Origin of the sequence: Streptomyces flavidovirens DSM 40150, assembly GCF_000429085.1 — a bacterium.
Taxonomy (GTDB): Bacteria; Actinomycetota; Actinomycetes; order Streptomycetales; family Streptomycetaceae; genus Streptomyces; species Streptomyces flavidovirens.
In genome coordinates this window covers 399,499-424,621 of the sequence record NZ_AUBE01000002.1, presented here as the reverse complement: position 1 = coordinate 424,621, position 25,123 = coordinate 399,499, and the positions used below count along the sequence as shown (strand labels likewise).

The following is a 25,123-nucleotide window of genomic DNA, read 5'->3' as shown; positions in this document are numbered from 1 at the left end:
CGGACAGGAGGGTGGGGGCGGGGGCCCGTACAGACCCCCGCCCCCACCCTCCTGTCCGATCAGCCGGACCTCCGGACCGGCCGGATCAGCCCGCCCCGCCCCTGGAAGGCGCCTGTACCAGCGTGTCGCCCACGTCCACGAAGTCTTCCTTCACGGACACCAGCCGCCCCTGCCGCACCACTTGGAACGTCACGTCCCTGTTGATGACGCGCGGGATGTCCCGTGTCGCCAACATGTGCTCCAGGCGCCAGCTGAGAGTGGGCGTGAGGCCGCCCGTCTCGACTCCCTCGATACGGTTGAGCTCACCGACCACGTCGGACGCCGAAACGCTGTCCTTGTCGCCGTCCCCGCCGCCCTTCGCCAGCGACTCGATGATCGCCTTGAGCACCGTGTACGCGATCCACGTGGTCTGCACGCCGGGATCGGCGGGGTCGATCCGGTTGTCCGCGAAGGCGTGTTCCCGGATCACCTCGCGCATCGGGTCCCAGCGCGCGTCGCTCGCCACCGGGTACCACCCCGTGACGTACGCGCCCTCGAAGGGCCCGTCCTTGCCGCCCGTACGGTCCAGGAGCGGCTGTCCCACGCTTCCCAGGACCGACGCGACCCGGACGTCCCTCGCGGCCTCGCCCTCCAGCCTCCGGAACGAGTCGAAGAACGTCTCCGTACGGTCGCCGAGCACCGCCGTGACGCAGCCCCTTCCGCTCCCGTACATGTCGAAGGCGCCGGCACTGCTGAGCGCCTTCCGGGCCTGTGCGGTGTAGTCGTTCGCGTCCTCCGGCGCCCGGATGTCGGCGGGCGGTTTACGGCCGCCCTCCGCGAGGCCCGAACCGAGGAGCGTCGGCAGGCTGTCACCGGCGACGGTGTCGGGGCGTACCAGGGACACCCGGTCGCAGTCGCGGGAGAGCTGCCTGCCGTTGCCCGCGAGGAGGGCCGCCTGGCCGCCGTTGACGGGGTAGGAGAGTGAGCTGGCGAACTCCTGGTCGGAGGCGCCGTAGCCGCCGAGGAACGGAACGCCGGCGACCTCCAGCGGCGCCATGAAGGCCCGGCCGTGCTGGCTGTACGAGCCGACGACCGCGACGGCCCCCTGCCGCACGGCCTGCTTGGCGCACCTGGCCGCGCCGACGGTGCTGTTGCGCTCGTTGCAGGTGATGACCTTGAGCTCATGGCCGGCGAGGCCGCCGTTCGCGTTGACCCAGCGGGCGTAGGCCTTCGCCATGGCGGGCATGCCTGGCATGTTGGTGGCGGTGGTGCCTTCCGGGGCCCACGTCATGACAGTTAAGGGCTCCCTGGAACCCCCTGCGGCCCCGGGGAGCACTCCGCAGCCGGTCAGCAGCGACGCCCCGACCGCCGTTGCCGTGGCCGCGGCGGTCACTTTCGCAGCATGTGCGAGGAATAGGCGGGTGGAGGATGGGTTGCGCCGTCCGGTCATGTGCATCCACGCTTCCGCCCCATGGGTAACGGGAGAGTGAGCATGTATCAACGCATGGTGACATCGAGGTGAATTACGGGGGGCTGTACGCCCGTGCTGTCAGGGAACGTACGATCTGCAACCGTGCAAGGTTCGGTGAACTCTTCCCGTCGCGGCCGTCGCTCCCCCACCATGGGCGGCATGCCGCTCAATGACATGCCGTGGTGGCGCTGGCGCACGAACGTGCGGTCGGCGCTGCACATGCTCTCCGATCCCGTCTTCCAGCAGGAGTGCTGGCTGGCCGGCATCGAGGGTTACGGAGACGTGACAGACGCCGTGTACCGGCTGGTGGAGGACACCTGGCTGGACAACTGGTCGGCCGAGAAATACGTCGGCACGATCTTCCGGGACGCCCAGGAGGCGTCGCTCGTCGATGTCGCCGTCCTGCGCGTACTGAAAATCATGCATCAGGTGGGCGCGGACGCCCCCGTGTCCGCGTACCTGGAGCACCACGCCTGGCCGGAAGCGGTACGGGCGGCACGCGAGGCGCACGTACGGCTGGCGGCGAACGACGGGGAGGACCCGGACACCGCGCCGCGCACGCTGGAGGTCATCCGCATCCTGACCGGGTCGGCCTGACCCCGGCCGGATATGGAATCCTCGGGGGCATGAGCGACCCGCATCCCGCCCCTTCGTCAGACCGGTCCTCCTCGGACCAGTACGTCCTCACTCTCTCGTGCCCGGACAAGCAGGGCATCGTGCACGCCGTGTCGAGCTACCTGTTCATGACCGGCTGCAACATCGAGGACAGCCAGCAGTTCGGCGACCCCGACACGGGCCTGTTCTTCATGCGGGTGCACTTCTCGGCGGAGGCTCCGGTGACCGTGGAGAAGCTGCGGGCCAGCTTCGCCGCGATCGGGGACTCGTTCCGGATGGACTGGCAGATCCACCGCCCCGAGGAGCGGATGCGGATCATCCTCATGGTCAGCAAGTTCGGCCACTGCCTGAACGACCTGCTCTTCCGGACGCGGATCGGCGCCCTGCCGGTGGAGATCGCGGCGGTCGTCTCGAACCACACGGACTTCGCCGAGCTGGCCGGCTCGTACGACATTCCCTTCCACCACATTCCGGTGACGCGGGACAACAAGCCGGAGGCGGAGGCGCAGCTCCTTGAACTCGTCCGCTCCGAGAACGTCGAGCTGGTCGTCCTCGCCCGTTACATGCAGGTCCTGTCGGACGACCTGTGCAAGCAGCTCAGCGGCCGGATCATCAACATCCATCACTCCTTCCTGCCGAGCTTCAAGGGCGCGAAGCCTTACCACCAGGCGCACGCGCGCGGTGTGAAGCTCATCGGGGCGACGGCGCACTATGTGACGGCCGACCTCGACGAGGGCCCGATCATCGAGCAGGAGGTCGAGCGGGTGGGCCACGACGTCACGCCGGAGCAGCTGGTGGCGATCGGGCGCGACGTGGAGTGCCAGGCGCTGGCGCGGGCCGTGAAGTGGCACAGCGAACACCGCGTACTGCTCAACGGGCGCCGCACGGTGGTCTTCGCCTAGGGCCGGGGGGCAGGTCCTGGGGCCGGGCCGCTACAGGCGGCTCAGTGACGCCGCCGCGAAGAGTACGTCGCGGATGGCCTCCCGGTCGCCGTTCTGGCCCGCCGCCGCTTCCTGTGGCGGTACGTGGCCCGACGCCAGCCGGCAGAACTCGACACCGTCCAGAGCGACGTGGGCGACCTGGTGGGCGGGGGAGCCGACCGCCGCCGGGGAGTCCAGGGCGATGTACCAGTCGCCGCCGCCCGCGCCTTCGATCTCCAGGTGGAGCGAGCGGCCGGGGGAACCGGCGGTCACCAGACTCTGTGACGGGGCCGCGAGGCCTGCTCTGCGGCGGGCCGCGAGGGTTGCCGGGATCAGCCGTGCGGCCAGGTCGATCATGCCGTTGAGGTGAGCGGCGGCCGGCGGCTCGTACGGATAGTCCACGGCGTCCGCGATGTCCCCCGCGTGCACCCAGCACTCGAAGGCCCGGTCCAGCAGCGCGTCGTGCAGGGGCAGCGCGAAGTCGCCGTACGAGACGGAGACGTCCGCCACGCCGCGGCCCGCGAACGAGACCGTGCGGATCAGGTCGTGGCTCTGCTCGCGCCAGGGTTCGCGGACGGCGCGGGTCGGCGGGAAGGGGGATCCGCGCCAGTACAACTCGGTGAGCTCCGCCGGCGACACGGGTCCCGCCGCGCCAATGGGGTCTGCCCTGTTCGAGGGAAGCGGAGAACTTGGGGAAGGGCCGTCGAGGCCGAGCGCCTTGGCGACCAGGCCGTCGACGGTCATCAGGTGGCCGATGACCCCGGCCACCGTTGTCTTGCGGGTCGTCGCCTCCTCGCCCGCGAACCACTTGAGGCGCACCGGAGCGTGCCAGTCCGAGCCGCCGATGTCCCGCAGCAGGGCGTCCAGGCGCGCTGTCTCGGCGTCGTACGGGGTGGCCCAGCCGGGGACGGGGATGCGGGCGGGTCTGCGGCCCAGGCAGCCGTCGAGGACGCGGTTGCGGAGCAGGGGGTCGAGGTCCAGGCTGCGCTCGGCGTGGAGCAGGCCGACTGCGTCACGCAGCCGCAGGGCCTCGTCCGCGCAGGGCGCGCACTCGGTGAGGTGGTCCTCGACGGCCTTCGTCTCGTCGGCCGAGCACGCGGACAGGGCCCAGGCGCCCAGCAGCGACTTGAGTACGCCGTGGGAGAGGGCCGGGGCGGAAGACGGCGGCGGCAGAGGCGGCGGAGGCAGCGGAGGAGGCGGGGGCGCCGGCTCCAGGACCTCGCGGTTGTCCGCGGCCGCTCTCGGCGACGGTATGCGCGGAGCCCGGCCCTCCGGCCGCCCCGGCCCGCCACTTCCACCCGAGCCGTTGCCCTCGGCCCCGTGCGACCAATGCGGCCCGTGCGACCCGTTGCCCGCGCTCACCGGTGCTGCCCGTATCCGGGCGGGGAAGAGAGACCGTCCTGATGGTGCGGGTTCGCCGTGGACAGCAGTTGCAGGCCGAGGCGCAGTCGTCTGCGCGCCTCGTCCTCCGTGACCCCCAGGTCGGCCGCCGTCTGCCGGTAGTCCCTGCGCTGGAAGTACGCGAGCTCCAGCGCGGCCCGCAGCGGGGCCGGCATCGACGTCACGATGTAGTCCGCGCGGGCGGCGGCCGACGCCCTGCGGACCTTCTGCTCCAGCTCCTCCGAAGTGCCGTCACCGCCGTCCGGCAGCGCCGCCGCCTCGGTCTGCCGCAACCTGTGCACGGCCTGCCGGTGCGTGAGCCTGGCCACCCAGGATCTCATCGAGCCCTGCCGGGGGTCGTACGCGTCCGGGTTCTCCCAGACGTAACCGAACACCTCGCGCGTGATCTGGTCGGCCGCCGCGTCGTCGTCGAGCACCCGGTGGGCCAGGCTGTGCACCAGCGAAGCGAACCTGTCGTACAGCTCGCCGAGCGCCGCCGCCTCGCCGCCTGCCAGCCGCTGCTGCATCCTGCGGTCCCAGCGGGGCGGTGTGTCCTTCGCCATGCGGCCCCCAACCCTGTGCGCCTGCCCACCCTGTGCCCCTCGTCACTTCTTTCGAATCTAGTGCCGGCCACTGACAACGTGGCTCCCTTTACGGCAAGTGCGTCCGCGCCCCGGTCCGCGATGATAATGATCCGGCCCCTTCCGGACGGTGTGTTTCATGGGGCGGCGGCGGGGCAGCCGCCAGATGGAAGGACAACTTCCGCTCAGCAGAACGAAAGGTCCAGACGCGTGACGCTGAAGGTGATCGAGGCCGAGCACAACGCCTGGGCCGTACTGCACGTTTCCGGAGAGCTGGACCTCGTGACCTCACCGGCGGTCCGCCAACACGTCCACGACGCCGTCGCGAACGGCCGCCACCGTGTGGTGCTCGACCTGTCCGAGGTGCTCTTCTGCGACTCCAGCGGGGTCGGCGTCATGATCGCCGCCCGCCGCCTGATGCACTCCTGCGGTGGTGACCTGCGGCTGATCCTGCCCGCTCGTGGCGCCGTCGACGGTTCGCACGTCAACCGCGTGCTCGCCGCGCTCGGTGTGCGCCGCCTCTTCGAGGTCTACCCCGACGTGGTCACGGCCGCCGACGACGAAGCACCGGCGCTCTCCGCCTGAGAGGCCGCTCCCGGTGGGGAATTCCCCGGTCCGCCCGCCCACGTCGTACCCTCCCCCCTATGGACAGCGCAGAGTACGAGCGCAAGACAGCGGCCCGGTTCGCCAGTTTCGACCAGGACGGCAACGGATACATCGACCGCGAGGACTTCAGTGCCGCCGCGGCGGCCCTGCTGGCCGAGTTCGGGACGACCGCCCGTTGCGACAAGGGACAGGCGCTCTACGTGGGGGCCGAGGCCTTCTGGCAGGGCATGGCGGGGATCGCCGACGTGGACGGCGACCAGCGGGTCACCCGCGAGGAGTTCGTCACGGGCGCGGTGAAAAGACTGCGGGACAACCCACAGCGGTTCGCCGAGATCGCCCGCCCGTTCCTGCACGCGGCGATCGCCGTCGCGGCCGGGGACGACGGGACGGGAGTCACTCCGCAGGCCGCCGGGCGCGTACTGCGCGTGCTGGGCGTGCCGGAGGAGAAGGCGCAGGCCGTGGCGGCCGCGCTCGACGCGGACGGTGACGGTCTGATCAGCGAGGACGAGATCCTGACCGCCTTCGCCGCGTACTACACGACGCCCGGCCCGGACGAGCCGCAAGACTGATTTCGCGGGCCTACGCCCGCGAATAGCGTTCGCGCAGTCTGTACTTGAGGACCTTGCGCAGCGTCTCGTTGCGCGGCAGCGCGTCCACGACCTCCAGCCGCTCGGGCAGCTTGTGCACGGACAGCCCCTGCGCCCGCAGATACGCCGTGACCTCCTCCAGGGTCAGCGGTGCGGCGCCCGGGGGCTGTTCGACGACGGCGCACACCTGCTCGCCGCGCGCCGGGTCCGGCAGCCCCACCACGGCCACGTCGCCCACGCCCGGGTGCCGGTGCAGGAGGTCCTCGACCTCCTTGGCGGAAATGTTCTCGCCCTTGCGGATGATGATGTCCTTCAGCCGCCCGGTGAGCACCAGATGGCCGCTCGCGGTGAGGTGCCCGACGTCACCGGTGAGCAGGAAGCCGTCCCTGTCGAAGGCTTCCGCGTTCTGGGCCGGGTCCAGGTAGCCCCGGCACACCGCCTCGCCGCGCAGCCGCACCTCCCCGTCCGCGCCGGCGGGCAGCGGCGTGCCGTCCTCGGCGGTGATGCGTATCTCCATCCCTCCGGGAGGGCGGCCCTCCGTCGTCGCCAGGTTCTCCGCCGTGTCGTCCGGGGAGCCCATCGTGATCATCGGGACTTCGGTCATGCCGTAGCCGTGGGTCAGTTGGCAGCCCATCTCGCGTACGACGGCGTGGTAGATCTCCGGCGGTTTGGGCGCCCCGCCGCCCGCGAGCAGCCGCAGGGTGGGAACGAGCCTGCGGGAGGGGTCCTTGCGCTGTTCGGTGAGGAACATCGAGTAGAAGGCGGTGGACCCGCCCGCGACCGTGACGCCGTGCCTGCGGTAGCCGTCCAGGGCCTCGGGCATCGCGAAGTGCTCGAAGAGGACGGCGGGGAAGCCGTACAGGAGAAGCATCACCAGGTAGTCCGGGCCGCCGATGTGCGCGTACGGGAACGCGATCGAGCCGATGTCGTGCGCGGACAGCCGCAGGGCGTGCGCGAGACACGAACCGCCGGCGATCAGTGAACGGTCGGTGTGCAGGACGCCCTTGGGGTCCGAGGTCGTTCCGGAGGTCCAGTAGATCCAGCGGACCGCGGTGCCGTCGGAAGGCGGCGCGGGGAGCGTTTCCGGGTCCCCGTCCGGAACGGTCCCGTACGCCTCGAAAACGCCACGCGCGCCGAGCCGGTGCGCCATCTCCGTTTGGTCGAAGCCGCGCCACTGGCCCGGCACCGCGAAGAAGTTCGCCTCGGACTCCCGCAGGGCGAATCCGACTTCGTGCTCCCGGTAGAACGGAATGACCGGAGTCTGTACGGCGCCGAGCCGGGCCAGCGCGACCGAGAGGAGCACCGTCTCGATCCTGGTCGGCAACTGCCAGGCGACGACGCTTCCGGGGCGCACCCCCTGCCCGTACAGGCCGGCCGCGACACGCTCGGCGCGGTCTCTGAGTTCGCCGAAGGTCAGTACGCGGTCGTCCTGGAGCAGTACGGGCCGCTCGGGGGTGAGCGCGGCGCGGCGGCCGACGAGTTCCCAGAGCGTACGGGAGGTGCCCAGTGCGTGCGCGGTGTCGGTCGCGGAGTCGGTCACGGCAGGCAGCCCCCTCATAGCTGACTGGTGGTCAGATCGCCCGGAGAGCGTAGGGCTCCGCGCCTTGTCGGTCCAGGGGTGCGGAGCTAGCCTGAAACCTGACGGGTCATCAGAAACGCAGATCGCGAACGCCGGAGGACACGCCCATGGAACTGCCTCGGATCGTCAGCGTCGACGACCATGTGATCGAGCCGGCGCACCTCTTCGAGACCTGGCTTCCGGCGAAGTACCGCGACCGCGGACCCCAGCCGCTGACCGCCGGAATCGGCGAACTCGCCTATGTGGCGGGCAAGTACCAGATCACCATGGACCCCGAAGGGCCGCCCACCGACTGGTGGATCTACGAGGACCTGAAGTTCCCGTACAAGCGCAACATCGCCGCCGTCGGCTTCGACCGCGACGACATGACCCTGGAAGGCATCACCCGCGCGGAGATGCGGCGCGGCTGCTGGGACCCCAGGGCCAGGCTCACCGACATGGATCTCAACCACGTCGAGGCCTCCCTGTGCTTCCCCACCTTCCCGCGCTTTTGCGGGCAGACGTTCGCGGAGGCGCACGACAAGGAAGTCGCCCTCGCCTGCGTGCGCGCGTACAACGACTGGATGGTGGAGGAGTGGTGCGGCGACAGCGGCGGCCGGCTGATCCCGCTGTGCATCATTCCGCTGTGGGACATCGGCCTCGCCGTCGCGGAGATCAAACGGAACGCGGCACGCGGCGTACGGGCGGTCACCTTCAGCGAGATCCCCACCTACCTCGGACTGCCGTCCATCCACTCCGGCCACTGGGACCCCTTCTTCGCAATCTGCGAGGAGACCGGCACCGTCGTCAACATGCACATCGGGTCGTCCTCGCAGATGCCCGCGGCGTCCCCGGACGCACCGCCCGCCGTGCAGGCCGCCCTCAGCTTCAACAACGCCATGGCCTCGATGATGGACTTCCTCTTCAGCGGCGTCCTGGTGAGGTTCCCGCGCCTCAAACTCGCCTACAGCGAGGGCCAGATGGGGTGGATTCCGTACGCCCTTGAGCGCGCCGACGACGTGTGGGAGGAGCACCGCGCGTGGGGCGGCGTCAGGGACCTGATCCCCGAGCCCCCTTCGACGTACTACTACCGGCAGATGTTCTGCTGCTTCTTCCGCGACAAGCACGGCGTCGCCTCCCTGGACGTCGTCGGCCGCGACAACGCCACCTTCGAGACCGACTATCCGCACGTCGACTCGACGTTCCCGCACACGAAGGAAGTCGCGCTCGATCACGTGCAGGGCCTCGACGACGAGACCGTCTACAAGCTGATGCGCGGCAACGCCATCCGCATGCTCGGTCTCGACCTGGACCGCGACCGCGTTTCCGCCGCCGCCCGCGTCCGCTGATGGACCTCACGTACACCGAGGAGGAACAGGACTTCAGGGCGCGCCTGCGGGAGTGGCTGGCGGCCGCCCTGCCCACGCTGCCGCCCCGGCCGGACCCACTGGACTGGCCGGCCAGGCGCGCGTACGACACGGCGTGGCAGCGCAGGCTGTACGACGCGGGGTACGCGGGGCTGCACTGGCCCGCCGACGCGGGCGGGCGGGGCGCCACTCCCACCCAGCATCTGATCTTCCTGGAGGAGACCGAGCTGGCCGGGGCGCCGTACGTCGGCGCGAACTTCGTGGGCCTGCTGCACGCGGGGCCGACCATCGCCGCCGAGGGAACCCCGGAACAGCGCGCCCGCTGGCTGCCGCCGATCCTGAGTGGCGACGAGGTGTGGTGCCAGGGTTTCAGCGAACCGGACGCAGGATCGGACCTGGCGTCGCTGCGTACCAGGGCGGTGCGGGACGGGGACACGTACATCGTCACCGGATCGAAGATCTGGACCTCACACGCCGAGGTCGCCGACTGGTGCGAGCTGCTGGTGCGAACCGAACCGGTGAGCGCGGCCGTTCCCCGACACCGGGGCATCACCTGGCTCGCCATGCCGATGAACGCTCCGGGAGTGACCGTCAGACCCCTGCGAACGCTCACGGGAACGGCCGAATTCGCGGAGATGTTCCTCGACGAGGTACGCGTGCCGGTCGCCAACCGCGTAGGGGACGAGAACGACGGCTGGCGCGTCACCATGGTCACCCTGTTCTTCGAGCGCGGCACGGCCTTCGTCGGCGAGGTCGTCGCGTGCCGCAGAACGCTCCGCGCACTCGCTGCCGCCGCCCGCGCGAACGGCCGCTGGGACGACCAGGAACTGCGCCGCACCCTGGGGCGCCTCAACGCCGAATTCACCGCTCTGTGGCGCCTCACCCAGTGGAACGTCAGCGCAGCACAGCGCACGGGGGGCGCACAGGGCGTTCCCGGCAACGGCGGTTCCGTCTTCAAGCTGCGCTACTCGCACGCACGTCAGGAGCTGTACGACGCTGCCGCGCGGGTGCTCGGCCCCGGCTCCCTCGACCTGTCCCACGACTGGACCCCGGACCGGCTGTCGTCGCTCTCGTACACGATCGCGGCGGGCACGTCCCAGATCCAGTGGAACATCGTCGCCGAGCGCATCCTCGGCCTTCCCAAGGGGCGCTGATGGACTTCCGTCTCACCGGTGACCAGCGTGCGCTCCAGGCAGGCGTACGGGCGCTCCTCGAAGGCCGCTTCGGACGGGAGCGGTTGCGGGCGGCGGTCGGCAAACCGGGCCCCGGACCGAACCCCCCCTTGGACCGTGCCCTCTGGCGGGAGCTCGGGGACGCCGGATTCTTCGCGCTGCGCCTGCCCGCGAAGGACGGCGGAGTGGGCCTCGGCCTGCCCGAGGCGGTCCTCGCCTTCGAGGAGGCGGGGCGAGCGCTGCTGCCGGGCCCCCTGGTGGCCACGCACCTCGCCGCCGGCACGTTGCCGGGGGCGGCCACCGGCGAGAGCGTGGTGACGTGGGTGGACGGCGAGCTGGTGGAGTGGCTGGACGCGGCGGACTGTGTTCTGGGTCCAGGGAACGCGGCGGGAGCGGTGCCCGTACGTTCCGTGGACCCGCTGACGCCGCTGCACCGCGTACCGGCCGGGGCGGACGGCGCGAGGGCCGCCCCGGCGCCCGGAGCCGCCTGCCGGTCCGAGGCCGCCGTCGCCGCCCTCCTGACCGCCGCCGAACAGCTCGGCAGCGCCGCCCGTACCACCGAGGCGGCCGTCCAATACGCGGGCGAGCGCGAGCAGTTCGGCCGGTCGATCGGGGCGTTCCAGGCGGTCAAGCAGCTCTGCGCGCAGATGCTGGTACGCACCGAAGTGACCCGCAGCGCCGTGTACGGGGCGGCGGTGACCGGGGACCCGGTGGAGATCGCCGGGGCCAAGCTGCTCGCCGACGACGCGGCGGTCCGCAACGCACGGGACTGCCTCCAGGTGCACGGCGGCATGGGCTTCACCTGGGAGGCCGACGTACACCTGCACCTCAAGCGGGCGTGGGTGCGCGCCGAACGGTGGCCGACAGCGGGGGAAGCGGCGGACGTACTGGCGGGGGCGCTGCTGTGAGCGGCCTGCCGGGCGGGGCGCCGAGCAGGCGGCCTGGTGACTGTTCGCGCACGGGACGCCTACGGTACGTGCCACCTGTGGCCCTGGGTAGTGCGCCGGTCACCCGAATCCTGCGACTGGTGAGCGATTACCGTGCGTCGATATCGGGTTGTGTCCTTCGTGTGACTCGTCACGGGCCGGAGTCGGGGGTGCGCTCCGGTACCCTCCGTGGGATGCGAGTGGTTGTGATGCGCAGCTCTCCCGGCGTTGCCTCGGTGGTGACTCCGGGCCGCGAGATGTGCGCCGCTCGTGCCGTGCGGGGGCGCCCTGCGCGTCCCTGTTCGACTCCCCGCAGCGTGCGTCGCACAGTATGCACCACGCGTACTCCTTCGCGCTGGAATATGCCCGAAGCGCTTGTTGCGGTGACTGTACGTCAACCATGCTGTTCCATAAGGGAATCACGTTCCGTGACCCTGTGGAGACGCGAGGCGATGTGTCCGCCGGTTCGGATGGTGTGAGCGGTGCAGGTGCTTCAGGTGCAGTTGGAGGTAGGGGCCGACCCGGCCGAGGTGGGGCGTGCCCGGCGGTGGGCACGTTCGCGGCTCGCCGGCTCCGGGATAAGGGTCGACGAGCCGCTGGCCGAGACCCTGATCCTGCTCATCTCGGAACTGGTCACGAACGCGGTGGTGCATACGGGCTGTCCGGCCGTACTGCGCATGCTCTTCGGCGCGGCCGACGACGGCACGGTCCGGGTCGAGGTGGCCGACGCGAGTGCCTGCCCGCCGAAACCGCGGCACGCGGACGGCGACGACACCAACGGGCGCGGGCTGGAGCTGGTCGACGGGCTCGCCGACCGCTGGGGCTGGCAGTCCGAGGGCGCGGGCAAGCGGATCTGGTGCGAGGTGGACCGGGGGGCGCCCGTAGTGGCGTCAGGGGCGTACGAGGTGACTGTGTATGAGCCGTCGTGCGCTGTCACCAATAGTGCATAAGTGGCAGATTGACGATCAGGTGTTGACGGTTCGTGATGACCTGATGACCCTTGACTGAGGCGATTCGCTGCGAGGGGACGCCGAGGATCCGAGCTGCGCTGCGCGCGGCCCGTCCTTGGCGAGTGCGGGTCGTGGTTCGGCGTCAGCTCTTCGAGGCAAGAGGGGCAGGGCCTGTACGCCGGAGCCGGGTGGTGGCCCTTGTGCCGCGCTCGGGGCGTGCGGGAGTGCGTCGCCACCCGGCTGTTCAAAAACGGAAGTCGGTGTCAGGGCGTCTGCGGAGTCTGTGACATCCGGGTCGTCTTGGGTCGTCTGCGGCCTCAGAGGATCGCAACCGGAGCGACCGGGGTGCCCGTTCCCCCGACGAACGGCTCCGGCATCGCGGAGAGCAGAAAGGCGTACCGCCCCTCCTGCGCACAGGCTGTGGACAGCTCCTCCAGATTCCAGTTCTGGCCCTGGATCATGCCCATCTCGACGAGATCGAGGGCGTGTACGGGCAGCCAGAGGTCCTCGATCTCGGGCGGGAAGATCTCGAAGGTGAGCGTGTCGTTCGCGACCGCGGCGACGTCGCGGGCGTGGAACCACTCGGGCGTACGGACGGACAGTCCGGGGGACGGGTAGCCGTAGGCGTGCTTGTCGCCCGCCAGGTAGGTCTGGATCTGCCCGGTCCGTACGAGAACGATGTCACCGGCCCGGACCCTCGTGCGCGCCAGCTCCTCCGCCGCTTCGAGGTCCTCGGGCGTCACCGCGTGATCCCCGGCCAGCCGGTCCACTCCGCGCGCGCGGGCCACGTCGAGGAGCACCCCGCGCGAGACGATGTGCCGCGCCTTGTCTATGCCGCTGAACCGGGCGCGGGTGTGCGCGGTGATGGTGGCGGCCGGGCGGCCGTTGTAGATCTTCCCCGAGTGTGAGGCGTGGGTGAGGGCGTCCCAGTGGGTGGCCGCCTGAAGCCCCATGGTGACGGCGTCGTCGCTGGTGGCGACGGTGCCGGGGCCGAAGAGCTCCTGGTTGATCTGGACCATGGAGTGGAGCGGGTTGACCCGGCCGGGGATCAGCCCTGTCTGTACGCCGTCCTCCTTGAGCGGGAGGGCGAGGGGTATGCGGAGGCCGGTGCGGACGGTGGTCGCGGCGGCGGTGCGTACGACCTCGTCGGTGATGAGGTTCAGGGTGCCGATCTCGTCCCCGGCGCCCCAACGGCCCCAGTTGTTTACGCGCTTGGCGATGTCGTGGAACTGGGCCGGCAGTGACATGGGGCCTCCTTGCGGCATGTGGCTTGTGTTCGGGGGCTTGTGCTCGGGCGACCGGGTGCGCGTAAAATCTAACGGTCCGTCAGAAACTGCGGGAAGGGGCCGGGCGTGGGGAACTTCTTGGCAGGCAAGGTCGTCGCCGTGACCGGTGCCGGGCGCGGTATCGGGCGGGCGGTGGCGCTGGCCTGTGCGGCCGAGGGCGCGAAGGTCGTCGTCAACGACTACGGCGTCTCGATGGAGGGCTCGGAGCCTACGAGCGAGGTCGCCGAGGCGGTGGTGAAGGAGATCGTCGCGGCGGGCGGCGAGGCGGTCGCGGTCGCCGACGACATCTCGACGATGGCGGGCGGGCAGCGGATCGTCGATGTCGCACTGGCGCGGTACGGGCGGGTCGACGGAGTGGTGTGCGTCGCCGGGATCCTGCGCGAGCGGATGCTGTTCAACATGGCTGAGGAGGAGTGGGACCCGGTCGTCGCGACGCACTTGAAGGGCACCTTCACGGTCTTCCGGGCGGCGTCGGCGGTGATGCGCAAGCAGGGCGGCGGGACGCTGATCGGTTTCACGAGCGGCAACCACCAGGGGAGCGTCGCCCAGGCCAACTACAGCGCGGCGAAGGGCGGGGTCATCTCGCTGGTGCGCAGTGCGGCGCTCGGGCTGCACAAGTACGGGGTTACGGCGAACGCGGTGGCTCCGGTGGCGCGTACGCGGATGTCCGCGAACGTACCGATGGAGCTGAAGGAGATCGGCGAGCCGGAGGATGTGGCGGCGCTGGTGGTGTATTTGCTCTCCGAGCGGGCGCGGGAGGAAGGGATCACCGGGCAGGTCTATACGGTCGCCGGCCCGAAGATCGCGGTCTGGGCGCAGCCGAGGGAGTTGCGGGCGGCGTACGCGGAGGGCGGGCGGTGGACGCCGGAGCGGATCGCGGACTTCCTGCCGGGGACGGTGGGGGTGGATCCGATGCCGATGCTGGCGCGGGTGGAGGCGATGGCTGAGGCGGCGGCCAGGAAGGCGCGGCCGAACGCGTGAGGTGGGGGTGGGGGAGCCCTCCGGCGTTTGAGGACCGGGGTCTGGGGCGGAGCCCCCCGCGGCGGAGCCGCACATGTCACAGCCGGGAAGGGGCGGGTAGGGGAACAGCGCCGCAGGCACCCCGCCAACCCCCCAAACCCGCCACACATCCGCAACGAAAAGGAGACCCCCACCGTGGACTTCGCCTTCGGGGCCGACGACGACGCGTTCAGGGGTGAAGCCCGCGAGTGGCTTGCCGCGCATCGCGGGGACGCGGTCGGCCGCGCCTGGGAGCGCGAGCTCGGCAGCGGCGGGTGGATCGGCATCGGGTGGGACGACGGCGGGGCGTACGGCGGCCGGCGGGCCGCCCTGACCCAGCAGGTCGTCTGGGCCGAGGAGTACGCCCGCTCCCGCGCCCCCGCCAGAGCCGGTCACATCGGGGAGAACCTGCTCGCCCCCACCCTCATCGCCTACGGGAGCGAGGCGCAGAAGCAGCGGTACCTGCCCGCGATCGCGCGCGGCGAGGAGTTCTGGTGCCAGGGCTACAGCGAGCCCGGCGCCGGCTCCGACCTGGCCGCGGTGCGCACCGCCGCCGTACGGGACGGGCGCACGTACCGCGTCACCGGACAGAAAATCTGGACCTCCCTCGCTCAGGACGCCGACTGGTGCTTCGTCCTGGCCAGGACCGAGCCGGCGCGGGCCGGCGCGCGGCGCCACCACGGGCTGTCGTTCCTGCTGGTGCCGATGGACCAGCCGGGGCGGATCGACGTACGGCCCATCCGGCAACTGACCGGGACCAGCGAGTTCAACGAGGTGTTCTTCGACGGGGCCGTCGCCGAGGACGTCGTCGGCGGGGAAGGCAACGGCTGGCGCGTCGCCATGGGCCTGCTCGCCCTGGAGCGCGGCGTGTCCACTCTCGTGCAGCAGATCGGGTTCGCGGAGGAGCTGAGGGAGATTGTGCGCGTCGCCGTCGAAACAGCAGACGGAGGCGGAGGGGGCGGGGGCGGGGGAGGGGGGAGTGGCGAGGGCGCCGGGGACCCCGTCCTACGCGCCCGCCTCGTCCGGCTGTGGGCCGAGCTGCACACCATGCGCGCCAACGCCCTCCGTACCCTCGGCACTTCGGAAACCGACCCAGGCGCCCCCAGCGTCGCCAAGCTCCTCTGGGGTGGCTGGCACCGGCGACTCGGCGAGCTGGCCGTGCAGGTGCGGGGCGCCGCCGCGACGGTCGGACCGTACGACTGGGACGAGGAGCGGCCGTACGAACTCGATCCGCTCCAGCGGCTGTTCCTCTTCAGCCGGGCCGACACCATCTACGGCGGCTCCGACGAGATCCAGCGGAACATCATCGCCGAGCGCGTGCTCGGCCTACCCAGGGAGTCCGGATGAGAGGCGGCGGCATGCGGGGTGTTGTCTTCGACGGGAAGGCGGTTCAGGTCGTCGATGATCTTGAGATACGGGACCCCGGGCCCGGCGAGGTCATGGTGGCGGTCGGCGCGGCCGGGCTGTGCCACAGCGATCTGTCGGTCATCGACGGGACCATCCCCTTCCCGGCCCCCGTCGTCCTCGGGCACGAGGGCGCGGGCGTGGTCGAGGCCGTCGGCGCCGGGGTGACGCATGTCGAGCCCGGTGATCACGTGGCCCTGTCGACCATCGCCAACTGCGGGGCGTGCGCGGAGTGCGGCCGCGGCCGGCCGACGATGTGCCGCCAGGCGATCGGGAAGCCCGGCCGGCCCTTCTCGCGCCGCGGCGAACCGCTGTACCAGTTCGCGTCGAACTCCTCCTTCGCCGAGCGCACCATCGTGAAAGCCGTCCAGGCCGTCAAGGTCCCGCACGACATTCCGCTGACCTCGGCGGCGCTCATCGGCTGCGGTGTCGTCACGGGCGTAGGTGCGGCGCTGAACCGGGCGAAGGTCGGCCACGGGGACACCGTCCTCGTCATCGGGACAGGCGGAATCGGGCTGAACGTCATCCAGGGCGCCCGTATCGCGGGGGCGTCGACGATCGTCGCCGTCGATTCCAATCCGGCCAAGGAGGCGGTCGCGCGGCAGTTCGGCGCGACGCACTTCCTTCCGTCGGCCGACGGGGACGCGGTACGGGAGATCCTGCCGACCGGCGCCGACCACGCCTTCGAGTGCGTCGGCAAGGCGGCGCTCATCCGGCAGGCGATCGACGTGCTCGACCGGCACGGACAGGCGGTGCTGCTCGGCGTACCGGACGCCACGACCGAGGCGTCGTTCCTCGTCTCGTCGATGTACTTGGACAAGTCGATCCTCGGCTGCCGGTACGGTTCTTCGCGCCCGCAGCGGGACATCGCGCTGTACGCCGGGCTGTACCGGGAGGGCCGGCTGCTGCTCGACGAGCTGGTGACGAAGACGTACCCCGTGGAGGACTTCGCGAAGGCGGCGGACGATGCCCACCACGGGCGCGTGGCGCGCGGAGTGCTCACCTTCTGACCGGTCGGGCGATACGGGATATGGGCTTCGGGCTCCAGGCCGCCCAGGGCTCGGGCTCCGGCCTCACGTCACGGCCGGCGCCGTGTCCCGCCCGCGGTGGCGCGGAAAGTGCGGCGGTAGACCGTCGGTGGGACGCCGAGGGTCGTCTGCAGGTGCTGGCGCAGTGACGTCGCCGTGCCGAAGCCCGCGTCGCGGGCGATCTGGTCAATGGACAGGTCGGTCGATTCGAGCAGGTGCCTGGCCCGCTCCACGCGCTGCTGGGTCAGCCACTGTCCGGGGCTGATGCCGGCCTCCTCGCGGAACCGGCGCGTGAACGTCCGTACCGACATCGACTCCTGCTCGGCCATGTCGCGTAGCTGGATCGGCTCGTGGAGCCGGCCGAGTGCCCACGCCCGCGCAGTGGTCGTCGTCGCCAGTTGGGGCTCCGGGACCGGGCGGAGGACGTACTGGGCCTGGCCGCCGTCCCGGTGCGGCGGTACGACGCTGCGGCGGGCCACGTCGTTGGCGACCCCGCTGCCGTGGTCGCGCCGCACGATGTGCAGGCAGAGGTCGAGCCCGGCGGCGACCCCGGCGGAGGTCAGGACATCGCCGTCGTCGATGAACAGGACCTCCGCGTCGACCTTGACCGACGGGAACAGCCGCTGGAAGTGCTCGGCTGCCGACCAGTGGGTGGTGGCGGGCCGGCCGTCGAGGTAGCCCGCCGCGGCCAGGACGTAGCCGCCGGTGCAGATGGAGACCATGCGGGTGCCGGGGCGTACGAAGGTGAAGGCGGCCTTGAGGTCCTCGGTCAGTACGCCCTCTTCGTAGACGCACCCGAGTTCGTACGAGGCGGGGATCACGACCGTGTCGGCGGTGGCCAGCGCCTCGGGGCCGTGCTCGACGTCGATGGAGAAGTCGGCGTCGGTACGGACCGGGCCCGGCGGCCGGACGGAACACGTCATGGTCTCGTAGAGGTGCCTGCCCGCCGCGTCCTTCGTAAGACCGAATATGCGGTGCGGGATGCCGAGTTCGAAGGGGAGCAGTCCGTCGAGCGCGAGGACGACGACGCGGTGCGGCATGGCGTGGTACTCCTCGTACTCCTTCTCCACTGGCTCTCCTCGCCGTCTTATTCGCTGGCTGGTACAGACCTTCAGCTGGTACGTATCTCCGCTGTGACGGACAAGCGCGCAGCAGCCCAGGACATTCCCGAGACGGCACGAACGTCGCGAGCGGCGGCCTCCCCAGGCCTCTGGAACCGTAACTTCCGGCTCTTCTTCGTGGCCCGCACGGTCGCCGTCTTCGGCGACGGCATGGTCCCCGTCGCGCTCGCGGCGGGCCTGCTCGGCGCGGGCCGGCCCGGCTCGTCCGTCGGCTACGCCCTCGCCGCGTGGATCGGCCCCTTCGCGGTGCTGGTCCTCTTCGGCGGCGTACTCGCGGACCGCTTCACGCCCCGCCGCATGATGATCCTCGCGGACGGGCTGCGGCTGGCCGGCGCATCGGTGCTCGCGCTGTCCTTCGCGGCCGGTGACCCGTCGGTGTGGGTGGTGTACGGACTGAGCGCGGTCAGCGGCGTGGGCGCGGCGCTCTTCCAGCCCGGAGTCGCTTCGACCGTGCCGCGCGTCGCCCACGACGTACAGCGGGCGAACGCGGTCCTGCGCGTCTGCGAGGCGCTCATGACCATGGCCGGACCGGCCTTCGCGGGGCTTGTGGCCGGTCTTTCGGGCGGGGCGGGGGCGGTCTTCGCCGCGAACGCCGCGACCTTCGGGGTAAGCGGAATCTGCCTGTTCCTGCTGCGGCTGCCGCCCGCCGGAGACCCGGTCGAGCGGGGCTCGCTGCTGGCTGAACTGATCGACGGGTGGCACGAGTTCACTTCGCGGAGCTGGCTGTGGGGTGTGATCGCCATCTGGACGGTGTACGGGCTGACCGTGGCCGGCCCGATGCTGCCGCTGACGGCGGTCCTGGTGACCGAGGCGCACGGCTCGGGCACGTACGGGGCTCTGATGGCGGTCAACGGCGCGGGCAGCGTCGCGGGCGGCCTGCTGGCGCTGCGCCTGCGGCCGGCGCGTCCGCTGGCGGCGGGGGCGGTGGCGCTGCTCGGTGTCGTGGTCAACCTGCTGGTGCTGGGTCTCGACATGTCCGTACTCGCCTTGGGCGTCGGCCAGTTCATCGGTGGTGCGGCGTTCGCGTTCTGGCTGGTGATGTGGTCCACGACAGTCCAGACGCACGTCCCGCCCGACGCGCTGAACCGGCTGCACGCGTACGACGTGTCCGGATCGCTGCTGATGATGGCGGCGGGGCGGGCGCTGGCGGGCCCGGTGGCGGAGATGGTGGGGGCGGAGAGGGTGTTGCTGGCGGGTGTGGTGGTGATGTTGGGGGTGGTCGGGGTGTTGTTGGGGGTCCGGCCGATACGAGAGCTGAGGCGGGTGGGGTGAGGGTGCTTGGAGGTGAGGTGCGCGAGGGTGAGGCGGGTGGGGTGAGGTGCGTGCGGGAGGTGCGTGGAGAACCTCGTGACCGGCCGTCTGTCCCCCTCGTCCCCTCACCTCCCCCTCGTGTCCCGATCCTTGCGAACCATGGCCCTCCGGCCACTCGCCCGTGATCTCGACCGGCCCGAAGCTGAGTGGCGTGACCCAGACAACCGAAGCCGCCGCGCACGCCAACCCCGAGGTCCCCGGCCCCCGTCGGCCGTGGATCCGCAGAATGACACCGCACCGCGCGTGGTTCGTGGCGGCGGTGGCCTTTGTGACGATCATCGGCGGGGCCGCCTTCAACTCCCTGCCCGGCCTGCTGATCGACCCGCTGCACGAGGAGTTCGGCTGGTCGCGCGGCGAGATCGGCCTCGCCGTCTCCATCGACATGGCGCTGTACGGCCTGACCGCGCCGTTTGCCGCCGCGCTCATGGACCGCTTCGGTATGCGCAGGGTGGTGGTCGCGGCGCTGAGCATGGTCGCCGCCGGCGCCCTGCTGAGCGTCTGGATGACGGCCAGCTGGCAGTTGATGCTCTACTGGGGCCTGCTCGTCGGCCTCGGCACCGGCTCGATGGCGCTGGCCTTCTCCGCGACGGTCACCAACCGCTGGTTCGTCGCCCGCCGCGGCCTGGTGACCGGTGTCCTGACGGCCGCGGGCGCGTCCGGTCAACTGGTCTTCCTCCCGCTCTGCGCCTGGATCGTCGAGAACCACGGCTGGCGGCCCGCCTCCGTCACGGTCGCGCTCGCCGCGCTGGTCGTCGTCCCGTTGGTGTGGCTGCTGCTGCGCGACCATCCGGCGGACATCGGACTGGCCCCGTACGGAGGGAAGTTCGTCCGGAAGCCGGCGCCCCGGACGGGCGCGGCGAAGCGGACGGTCGCGGTCCTCTTCGCGGCGGCCAGGACCGGGCCCTTCTGGCTGCTGGCAGGCACCTTCGCCATCTGCGGCGCGTCGACGAACGGCCTCATCCGCACCCACTTCGTACCCTCGGCCCACGATCACGGCATGCCGATCACCGCGGCCGCCTCACTGCTCGCCGTCATCGGCCTCTTCGACGTCATCGGCACGATCGCCTCCGGCTGGCTGACCGACCGCTTCGAGGCGCGCCGCCTGCTGGCCGTGTACTACGCGCTGCGCGGTGTCTCGCTGCTCTTCCTGCCGATGCTGATGGCCCCGACCGTCCACCCGCCGATGATCTTTTTCATCGTCTTCTACGGCCTGGACTGGGTGGCCACGGTTCCGCCGACCCTCGCCCTGTGCCGTGAGCAGTACGGCGATGACTCCGCGATCGTCTTCGGCTGGGTGCTCGCATCGCACCAGGTGGGCGCGGCGGTGGTGGCCTTCGCGGGCGGTGTGGCGCGGGATGTGTTCGGTTCGTACGACGTGGTCTGGTACGCGGCCGGAGCGCTGTGCGCGGCGGCGGCGCTGATGTCCCTGGTGATTCGCCGGAAACCCGCGCCGGTCGGTGTACCTACGCGCTGAACCGGCCGAACCTGCCCCGGTGGAACAGCAGGGGCTCCCCGTCGTCGGACCCGCCGAGCGCCTCCACCCGGCCGACGACGATCAGGTGGTCACCGCCCGTGTGCACGGCGTGGATGCGGCAGTCGATCCAGGCCGGTACGGAGTCGAGCAGCGGCGACCGGGTGACGGGCGCCGCCCGGTATCCGACGCCCGCGAACTTGTCCGCCCCGCTCACCGCGAAGCCCCGGCACAGCTCGCCCTGGTCCGCGCCGAGGATGTTGACGCAGAAGACGCCGGCGCGGGCTATGCGGGGCCAGGTCGTCGACGTACGGGCGACCATGAAGGTGACCAGGGGCGGGTCGAGGGAGAGGGAGGCGAAGGACTGGCAGGCGAAGCCGGCGGGGGCCGTTTCGTCGTCCTCGCCGGCGCCGCCGGGGGCGGTGACGACGGTTACTCCGCTGGCGAAGTGGCCGAGTACGGAGCGGAATTCGACCGGATCGACCGGCAGCCGCTCGTCCGCGCCGACGGCCCGCAGGTCGGGGCGCGGGAGCGCGTCGTAGGGCTCGGCGGCCGTGGGGGCGCCGACCGAACTGAGGTATCGGACGGCGGTGGTCGCCATCCCTGCGTGTCCCATCACACCAGCCATTGAACCTGACGGGCCGTCAGGTTGGAAGGGGGGTGGGAGGGTGGAAGGGCGGGAGGTCTGCGGCCTCACAGGCCCCGGTATTTGGGGGTGCGCCGCTCCACGAAGCTGGCCACGCCCTCGGTCGCGTCCGCCGTCGTCATGTTGATCTCCTGGGCGGCGGCCTCGGCGGCGAAGGCCGTGGCCCGGTCGACGTCGAGGGAGGCGTTGACCAGTTGCTTGGCGAGGGTGATCGACCGGGTCGGGCCGCCTGCGAGCCGCTCGGCCCAGGCGCGGGCGGTCCCGGTCAGTTCGTCGTCCGGCACGACGCGGTTGACCAGACCGAGCCGCTCGGCCTCGGCGGCCGGGACCGAGTCCCCGAAGAACATCAGCTCCTTCGCGCGCTGGGGCCCGATGAGCCGGGGCAGGAGGTACGCGCCGCCGCCGTCGGGGACCAGTCCGCGTCGTACGAAGACTTCGATGAACTTGGCGGATTCGGCGGCCAGTACGAGATCGCAGGCGAACGCGAGGTGGGCGCCGATTCCGGCGGCGGTGCCGTTGACGGCGGCGATCACCGGCTTCTCGCAGTCCAGTACGGCACTGATGAGGCGCTGGGCGCCGAGCCGGATCGTACGGGCGACATCGCCCGCCACCCGGTCCCCACTGCTCGCCGGGGCCCCGCGCAGGTCCGCGCCCGCGCAGAAGCCCTTGCCGGTGGCGGTGATGACGACGGCGCGGACGGTGGGGTCGGCGGAGGCGGTGGCGAGGAGGGAGATGAGGTGGTCGCGTTGGTGGGGGGTGAGGGCGTTCAGGGCGGCGGGGCGGTTGAGGGTGATCCAGGAGACGTTGTTGTCAGTGGCGTGCTGTATCGATGTGTCGGATGCGGGGAGGGGGGAATCTGGGGTCACGGGCTCGCTCCTGGTGGCGGGGGGCGTGGGGGCGTGGAGGCGTGGGGGGCGTGTGGCGGGTGCGGTGCGGGTTGCCTGCGGCGCTGTTCCCCTACCCGCCCCTTCCCGAACTGGGGGCAAGCCCCCAGACCCCCGGACGCCCTGCGGGCGTGTCCTCAAACGCCGGACGGGCTGGATGGTTGCGCAACCAAATCCAGCCCCTCCGGCGTTTGAGGAGCGGGTCCTGGGGCGGAGCCCCAGCCACCCCCGGCCATCTCCAGCCCGTCCGGCGCTTGAGGACCGGGGCCTGGGGCAGCGCCCCGGCACACCCCGGCCCACTCCAGCCCGTCCGGCGTTTGAGGACCGGGGTCTGGGGCAGCGCCCCCGCGGCGGAGCCGCACATGTCGCAGCCGGGAAGGGGCGGGGTGGGGAAAGCTCCGCGCAGCGGCACCCACCCACCCCCCGCCGGCGGCTCACCGGCATACCGCCAGCGCGTCCAGCGCCACCGCCCCCTGGCCGCGCGGCAGGACGATCAGGGGGTTGATGTCCAGCTCCGAGAGGTCGTCGCCCAGTTCCAGGGCCATCCGCTGGACCCGCAGCACGACCTCCACCAGCGCGTCCACATCAGCCGGCGGCGCCCCCCGTACGCCCTCCAGCAGCGCCTGCCCGCGCAGTTCGCCGAGCATGGCCCGCGCCTGGTCCTCGCCGAAGGGCGGCACGCGTACCGACGCGTCGCGGAGCACCTCCACCAGCACGCCCCCGAGCCCCACCGTCACCGTGGGCCCGAACAGCGCGTCCTGCGTCACGCCGACCATCATCTCGACGCCCCGGTCCACCATCTGGCACACCAGGACGCCGTCCAGCGCGATCCCCTCGTACCGCGCGATGTCCGTCAGCTCGCGGTACGCGTCGCGGATCTGGCTGGCGGAGGTGAGCCCCACCTTCACGAGGCCAAGCTCGCTCTTGTGCGCGAGCTGCGGCCCGGACGCCTTCATCACCACGGGGTAACCGACGAGCCCCGCCGCCCGGACGGCCGCCGCCGCGCTGGTCACCAGTTGCTCGCGCGGCACGCGGATGCCGTACGCCCGCAGCAGTTGCTTCGCCGCGTGCTCGCTCAGTTGCTCGCCGGGGCGCATCAGCGCCTGCGCCTTGCGGAAGGAGGGGGAGGGGGTACGCGGCGCCTCGTCGAAGGGGGAGCGGTAGGAGGCGGTGAAGCGGTGGTGGCCGAGGTAGGCGCGTACGGCCGTCACGCAGTTGCCGAAGGTACGGAAGGTGGCGACGCGTGACGACCCGAGCAGCGTCTCGCGGTACGCCGCCTCCGTGCCGACCGGCGAGCCCCACACCACGCACACCAGCTTGTCCGTCGCCTCGGCCGCGTCGGCCAGGTCCTGGGCCAGCTTGTCGCTCATCGGGGGGAAGGGGCCGGTGATCGGGCAGACGAGGACGCCCACGGACGGGTCGGCGAGGATCGCGTCGATGATTTTGCGGCCGCGCCAGTCGCCGACCGGGTGGCCGCCGTTGTCGACGGGGTTCGCCACGCTCAGGTACTCCGGTATCCACGTGTGCAGCTCGGCCTGCTTGGCCGCCGAGAGCTCCGGCAACCGCAGGCCCGCCGCCGTCGCCAGATCCGCGAAGTGCGCGCCCGTACCGCCCGAGATCGAGTAGACGACGACCCCGTCGGCCACCGGCTTCCGCGCCCGCGCCAAGAGGGCTGCCGTGTCCTGGAGTTCGTCGAGTGCGTCCACGCGGATCACGCCGAACTGCCGCATCGCCGCGTCCACCACCTCGTCCGCGCCGGTCAGCTTGCCGGTGTGCGAAGCGGCCGTACGGGCGCCTGCCTCCGTACGCCCCACCTTGACCGCGACCACCGGCACCCCCGCCCGCGCGGCCCGGTCGGCGGCGAGCAGGAAGGAACGGCCGTCCTTGAGGCCCTCGACGTAACAGGCGATCGCGCCGACCTCCGGCCGCTGGGCGAAGTACGAGATGAAGTCGGCGGTCTCCAGGTCGGCCTCGTTGCCGGTGGGCGCCCAGTGGGAGAGGCGTATGCCGAGCTCCTGGAGGGCGTGGAGGGGGCGGCCCTGGTGGCCGGACTGGGTGATCAGGGCGATGGCGGGGCCTTCGAGGTCGTCGCGGAACTTCTCGAAGGCGTTGAGGTTGGTGTTCGGCCCGAGCAGCCGTACGCCGGACCGCTCGACCGCGGCCGCCAGCCGCGACTGGGCGGCGGCGCCGGCCTCGCCCGTCTCGGCGAAGCCGGACGCGAAGGCGACGGCGAACTTCACCTTGGCCTCGGCCAGTTCCCCGACCACCGGTACGGGGTCACCGACCAGCAGCACGGCCAGGTCGACCTGCTCGGGCAGGTCGCGGACGGAGGAGACGCAGGGCAGTCCGAAGACGGCCTCGCGGGTGGGATGGACGGGGTGCAGCCGGGCGCCGACCCGCTCGGCCCAGGCGATCAGCCACCGGGTGATCCCGGCGTTCGGCCTGCCCTCGGCGTCGGACGCGCCGACGACGGCCACCGACTCGGGCCGGAAGAACCGGTCGAGGTCGGGAACGCAGGCGTACAGCGGCCGGCCGCTGACATCGAGGTCTCCGGCCGCGGTGGCGGCGGGGGTCGCCGTGTCGTGGACGGCGGCCTGCGGACTCTCCCCGCAGGCCACAACGCGGGCGCGGAGATCGGTGGTGAGGGTGCCGTGGGTAGATCCAAGCATCGTTTCAGCCCGCTCCTGCTCGTCGGCCGACGTAACTGACGCATAGTCAGATTACTTAACTGACGGCCAGTCAGGAATAGTCGGGCGGGCAAAGCCTGGCGGCGGGCAAAGCATGGCGGTCGACCACGACATCGGCCGGGCCCGGATGCCGTTCCCGCCTCCCCCTGACTCCCTCTACCCGCGCAGGGGCAT

The 25,123-nt window shown here is 71.3% G+C and carries 22 protein-coding genes; 13 read left to right on the top strand and 9 right to left on the bottom strand.

The genetic code is table 11. The features are described 5' to 3' along the window. Positions 1-85: 85 nt before the first annotated feature. On the bottom strand, positions 86-1,429 hold the full coding sequence (locus tag G412_RS0104670) for an ABC transporter substrate-binding protein (RefSeq protein ID WP_028811037.1): 1,344 nt from the start codon (positions 1,427-1,429) through the stop codon (positions 86-88). 171 nt (positions 1,430-1,600) lie between these two features. Here G412_RS0104670 and G412_RS0104665 point away from each other — a divergent pair, with 171 nt between their 5' ends. After that, positions 1,601-2,047: an SCO4402 family protein gene (locus G412_RS0104665; protein ID WP_028811036.1), complete on the top strand. Its 447-nt coding sequence runs from the start codon at positions 1,601-1,603 to the stop codon at positions 2,045-2,047. Positions 2,048-2,076: 29 nt separating this feature from the next. After that, entirely contained in the window at positions 2,077-2,967 is an 891-nt protein-coding gene (gene purU, locus G412_RS0104660; protein WP_028811035.1) for a formyltetrahydrofolate deformylase, read from the top strand. A gap of 30 nt (positions 2,968-2,997) precedes the next feature. Here purU and G412_RS33325 read toward each other — a convergent pair whose 3' ends face one another. Together G412_RS33325 and G412_RS0104650 are read right to left on the bottom strand one after the other, a co-directional pair. After that, positions 2,998-4,347 carry a maleylpyruvate isomerase N-terminal domain-containing protein gene (locus tag G412_RS33325; RefSeq protein ID WP_078606788.1) on the bottom strand — a complete coding sequence of 450 codons (1,350 nt, stop codon included), beginning with the start codon at positions 4,345-4,347 and terminating at the stop codon, positions 2,998-3,000. After that, on the bottom strand, positions 4,344-4,928 hold the full coding sequence (locus G412_RS0104650) for a sigma-70 family RNA polymerase sigma factor (RefSeq protein ID WP_028811034.1): 585 nt from the start codon (positions 4,926-4,928) through the stop codon (positions 4,344-4,346). Before G412_RS0104650 ends, G412_RS33325 begins: the two co-directional genes overlap by 4 nt. Positions 4,929-5,156: 228 nt before the next feature. Between G412_RS0104650 and G412_RS0104645 the strand changes: the two genes are divergently transcribed. Both G412_RS0104645 and G412_RS0104640 read left to right on the top strand, forming a co-directional pair. Further along, positions 5,157-5,531, top strand: coding sequence for an STAS domain-containing protein (locus tag G412_RS0104645; protein ID WP_028811033.1), 375 nt, complete (start codon positions 5,157-5,159; stop codon positions 5,529-5,531). A gap of 59 nt (positions 5,532-5,590) precedes the next feature. Further along, a complete protein-coding gene (locus tag G412_RS0104640) occupies positions 5,591-6,121 on the top strand; it encodes an EF-hand domain-containing protein (RefSeq protein ID WP_028811032.1) in 531 nt (176 codons plus the stop codon). 10 nt (positions 6,122-6,131) lie between these two features. Here the strand turns inward: G412_RS0104640 and G412_RS0104635 are convergent, their stop codons facing one another. After that, on the bottom strand, positions 6,132-7,679 hold the full coding sequence (locus tag G412_RS0104635) for a class I adenylate-forming enzyme family protein (RefSeq protein WP_037647624.1): 1,548 nt from the start codon (positions 7,677-7,679) through the stop codon (positions 6,132-6,134). A gap of 146 nt (positions 7,680-7,825) precedes the next feature. Here G412_RS0104635 and G412_RS0104630 point away from each other — a divergent pair, with 146 nt between their 5' ends. The 4 genes from G412_RS0104630 to G412_RS0104615 all read left to right on the top strand — a co-directional run bounded on the left by G412_RS0104630 (position 7,826) and on the right by G412_RS0104615 (position 12,112). Continuing rightward, the gene (locus G412_RS0104630; RefSeq protein WP_028811030.1) at positions 7,826-9,046 is read left to right on the top strand and encodes an amidohydrolase family protein; all 1,221 of its coding nucleotides are present in this window, start codon (positions 7,826-7,828) and stop codon (positions 9,044-9,046) included. Further along, entirely contained in the window at positions 9,046-10,218 is a 1,173-nt protein-coding gene (locus tag G412_RS0104625; protein ID WP_028811029.1) for an acyl-CoA dehydrogenase family protein, read from the top strand. Before G412_RS0104630 ends, G412_RS0104625 begins: the two co-directional genes overlap by 1 nt. Further along, on the top strand, positions 10,218-11,144 hold the full coding sequence (locus tag G412_RS0104620) for an acyl-CoA dehydrogenase family protein (RefSeq protein ID WP_028811028.1): 927 nt from the start codon (positions 10,218-10,220) through the stop codon (positions 11,142-11,144). Before G412_RS0104625 ends, G412_RS0104620 begins: the two co-directional genes overlap by 1 nt. Before the next feature lie 500 nt (positions 11,145-11,644). Beyond that, entirely contained in the window at positions 11,645-12,112 is a 468-nt protein-coding gene (locus tag G412_RS0104615; protein WP_028811027.1) for an ATP-binding protein, read from the top strand. Positions 12,113-12,429: 317 nt separating this feature from the next. On the opposite strand, the gene G412_RS0104610 is transcribed toward G412_RS0104615, so the two are convergent. Beyond that, entirely contained in the window at positions 12,430-13,359 is a 930-nt protein-coding gene (locus G412_RS0104610; RefSeq protein ID WP_028811026.1) for a cyclase family protein, read from the bottom strand. 105 nt (positions 13,360-13,464) lie between these two features. Between G412_RS0104610 and G412_RS0104605 the strand changes: the two genes are divergently transcribed. The 3 genes from G412_RS0104605 (at position 13,465) to G412_RS0104595 (ending at position 16,811) form a co-directional block, all read left to right on the top strand. Next, positions 13,465-14,379 carry an SDR family NAD(P)-dependent oxidoreductase gene (locus G412_RS0104605; protein ID WP_028811025.1) on the top strand — a complete coding sequence of 305 codons (915 nt, stop codon included), beginning with the start codon at positions 13,465-13,467 and terminating at the stop codon, positions 14,377-14,379. 174 nt (positions 14,380-14,553) lie between these two features. Further along, positions 14,554-15,744: an acyl-CoA dehydrogenase family protein gene (locus G412_RS0104600; RefSeq protein ID WP_028811024.1), complete on the top strand. Its 1,191-nt coding sequence runs from the start codon at positions 14,554-14,556 to the stop codon at positions 15,742-15,744. An 11-nt stretch (positions 15,745-15,755) separates the two neighbouring features. After that, complete coding sequence (locus tag G412_RS0104595; RefSeq protein WP_028811023.1) at positions 15,756-16,811, top strand: Zn-dependent alcohol dehydrogenase; 1,056 nt, start codon at positions 15,756-15,758, stop codon at positions 16,809-16,811. Between the two features lie 68 nt (positions 16,812-16,879). On the opposite strand, the gene G412_RS0104590 is transcribed toward G412_RS0104595, so the two are convergent. Then, complete coding sequence (locus tag G412_RS0104590; RefSeq protein WP_028811022.1) at positions 16,880-17,869, bottom strand: GlxA family transcriptional regulator; 990 nt, start codon at positions 17,867-17,869, stop codon at positions 16,880-16,882. 123 nt (positions 17,870-17,992) lie between these two features. On the opposite strand from G412_RS0104590, the gene G412_RS0104585 reads away from it, so the two are divergent. Both G412_RS0104585 and G412_RS0104580 read left to right on the top strand, forming a co-directional pair. Further along, positions 17,993-19,222, top strand: a complete 1,230-nt coding sequence (locus tag G412_RS0104585; RefSeq protein WP_051338151.1) for an MFS transporter — start codon at positions 17,993-17,995, stop codon at positions 19,220-19,222. A gap of 190 nt (positions 19,223-19,412) precedes the next feature. After that, positions 19,413-20,735 carry an MFS transporter gene (locus tag G412_RS0104580; RefSeq protein ID WP_028811020.1) on the top strand — a complete coding sequence of 441 codons (1,323 nt, stop codon included), beginning with the start codon at positions 19,413-19,415 and terminating at the stop codon, positions 20,733-20,735. Here the strand turns inward: G412_RS0104580 and G412_RS0104575 are convergent. The 3 genes from G412_RS0104575 to G412_RS0104565 all read right to left on the bottom strand — a co-directional run bounded on the left by G412_RS0104575 (position 20,725) and on the right by G412_RS0104565 (position 24,931). Next, positions 20,725-21,333: a flavin reductase family protein gene (locus G412_RS0104575; RefSeq protein ID WP_028811019.1), complete on the bottom strand. Its 609-nt coding sequence runs from the start codon at positions 21,331-21,333 to the stop codon at positions 20,725-20,727. The genes G412_RS0104580 and G412_RS0104575 overlap by 11 nt on opposite strands. Positions 21,334-21,425: 92 nt before the next feature. Further along, complete coding sequence (locus G412_RS0104570) at positions 21,426-22,244, bottom strand: enoyl-CoA hydratase/isomerase family protein (RefSeq protein ID WP_028811018.1); 819 nt, start codon at positions 22,242-22,244, stop codon at positions 21,426-21,428. A 452-nt stretch (positions 22,245-22,696) separates the two neighbouring features. Further along, positions 22,697-24,931: an acetate--CoA ligase family protein gene (locus G412_RS0104565; protein WP_028811017.1), complete on the bottom strand. Its 2,235-nt coding sequence runs from the start codon at positions 24,929-24,931 to the stop codon at positions 22,697-22,699. Between the last annotated feature and the right edge of the window lie 192 nt (positions 24,932-25,123).

Coding starts and splice junctions, on each gene's coding strand:
- G412_RS0104670 (WP_028811037.1), bottom strand. CDS start 1,429: ATGACCGGACGGCGCAACCCATCCTCCACCCGCCTATTCCTCGCACAT.
- G412_RS0104665 (WP_028811036.1), top strand. CDS start 1,601: ATGGGCGGCATGCCGCTCAATGACATGCCGTGGTGGCGCTGGCGCACG.
- purU (WP_028811035.1), top strand. CDS start 2,077: ATGAGCGACCCGCATCCCGCCCCTTCGTCAGACCGGTCCTCCTCGGAC.
- G412_RS0104650 (WP_028811034.1), bottom strand. CDS start 4,928: ATGGCGAAGGACACACCGCCCCGCTGGGACCGCAGGATGCAGCAGCGG.
- G412_RS0104640 (WP_028811032.1), top strand. CDS start 5,591: ATGGACAGCGCAGAGTACGAGCGCAAGACAGCGGCCCGGTTCGCCAGT.
- G412_RS0104630 (WP_028811030.1), top strand. CDS start 7,826: ATGGAACTGCCTCGGATCGTCAGCGTCGACGACCATGTGATCGAGCCG.
- G412_RS0104625 (WP_028811029.1), top strand. CDS start 9,046: ATGGACCTCACGTACACCGAGGAGGAACAGGACTTCAGGGCGCGCCTG.
- G412_RS0104620 (WP_028811028.1), top strand. CDS start 10,218: ATGGACTTCCGTCTCACCGGTGACCAGCGTGCGCTCCAGGCAGGCGTA.
- G412_RS0104610 (WP_028811026.1), bottom strand. CDS start 13,359: ATGTCACTGCCGGCCCAGTTCCACGACATCGCCAAGCGCGTAAACAAC.
- G412_RS0104595 (WP_028811023.1), top strand. CDS start 15,756: ATGCGGGGTGTTGTCTTCGACGGGAAGGCGGTTCAGGTCGTCGATGAT.
- G412_RS0104590 (WP_028811022.1), bottom strand. CDS start 17,869: ATGCCGCACCGCGTCGTCGTCCTCGCGCTCGACGGACTGCTCCCCTTC.
- G412_RS0104575 (WP_028811019.1), bottom strand. CDS start 21,333: ATGGCGACCACCGCCGTCCGATACCTCAGTTCGGTCGGCGCCCCCACG.
- G412_RS0104565 (WP_028811017.1), bottom strand. CDS start 24,931: ATGCTTGGATCTACCCACGGCACCCTCACCACCGATCTCCGCGCCCGC.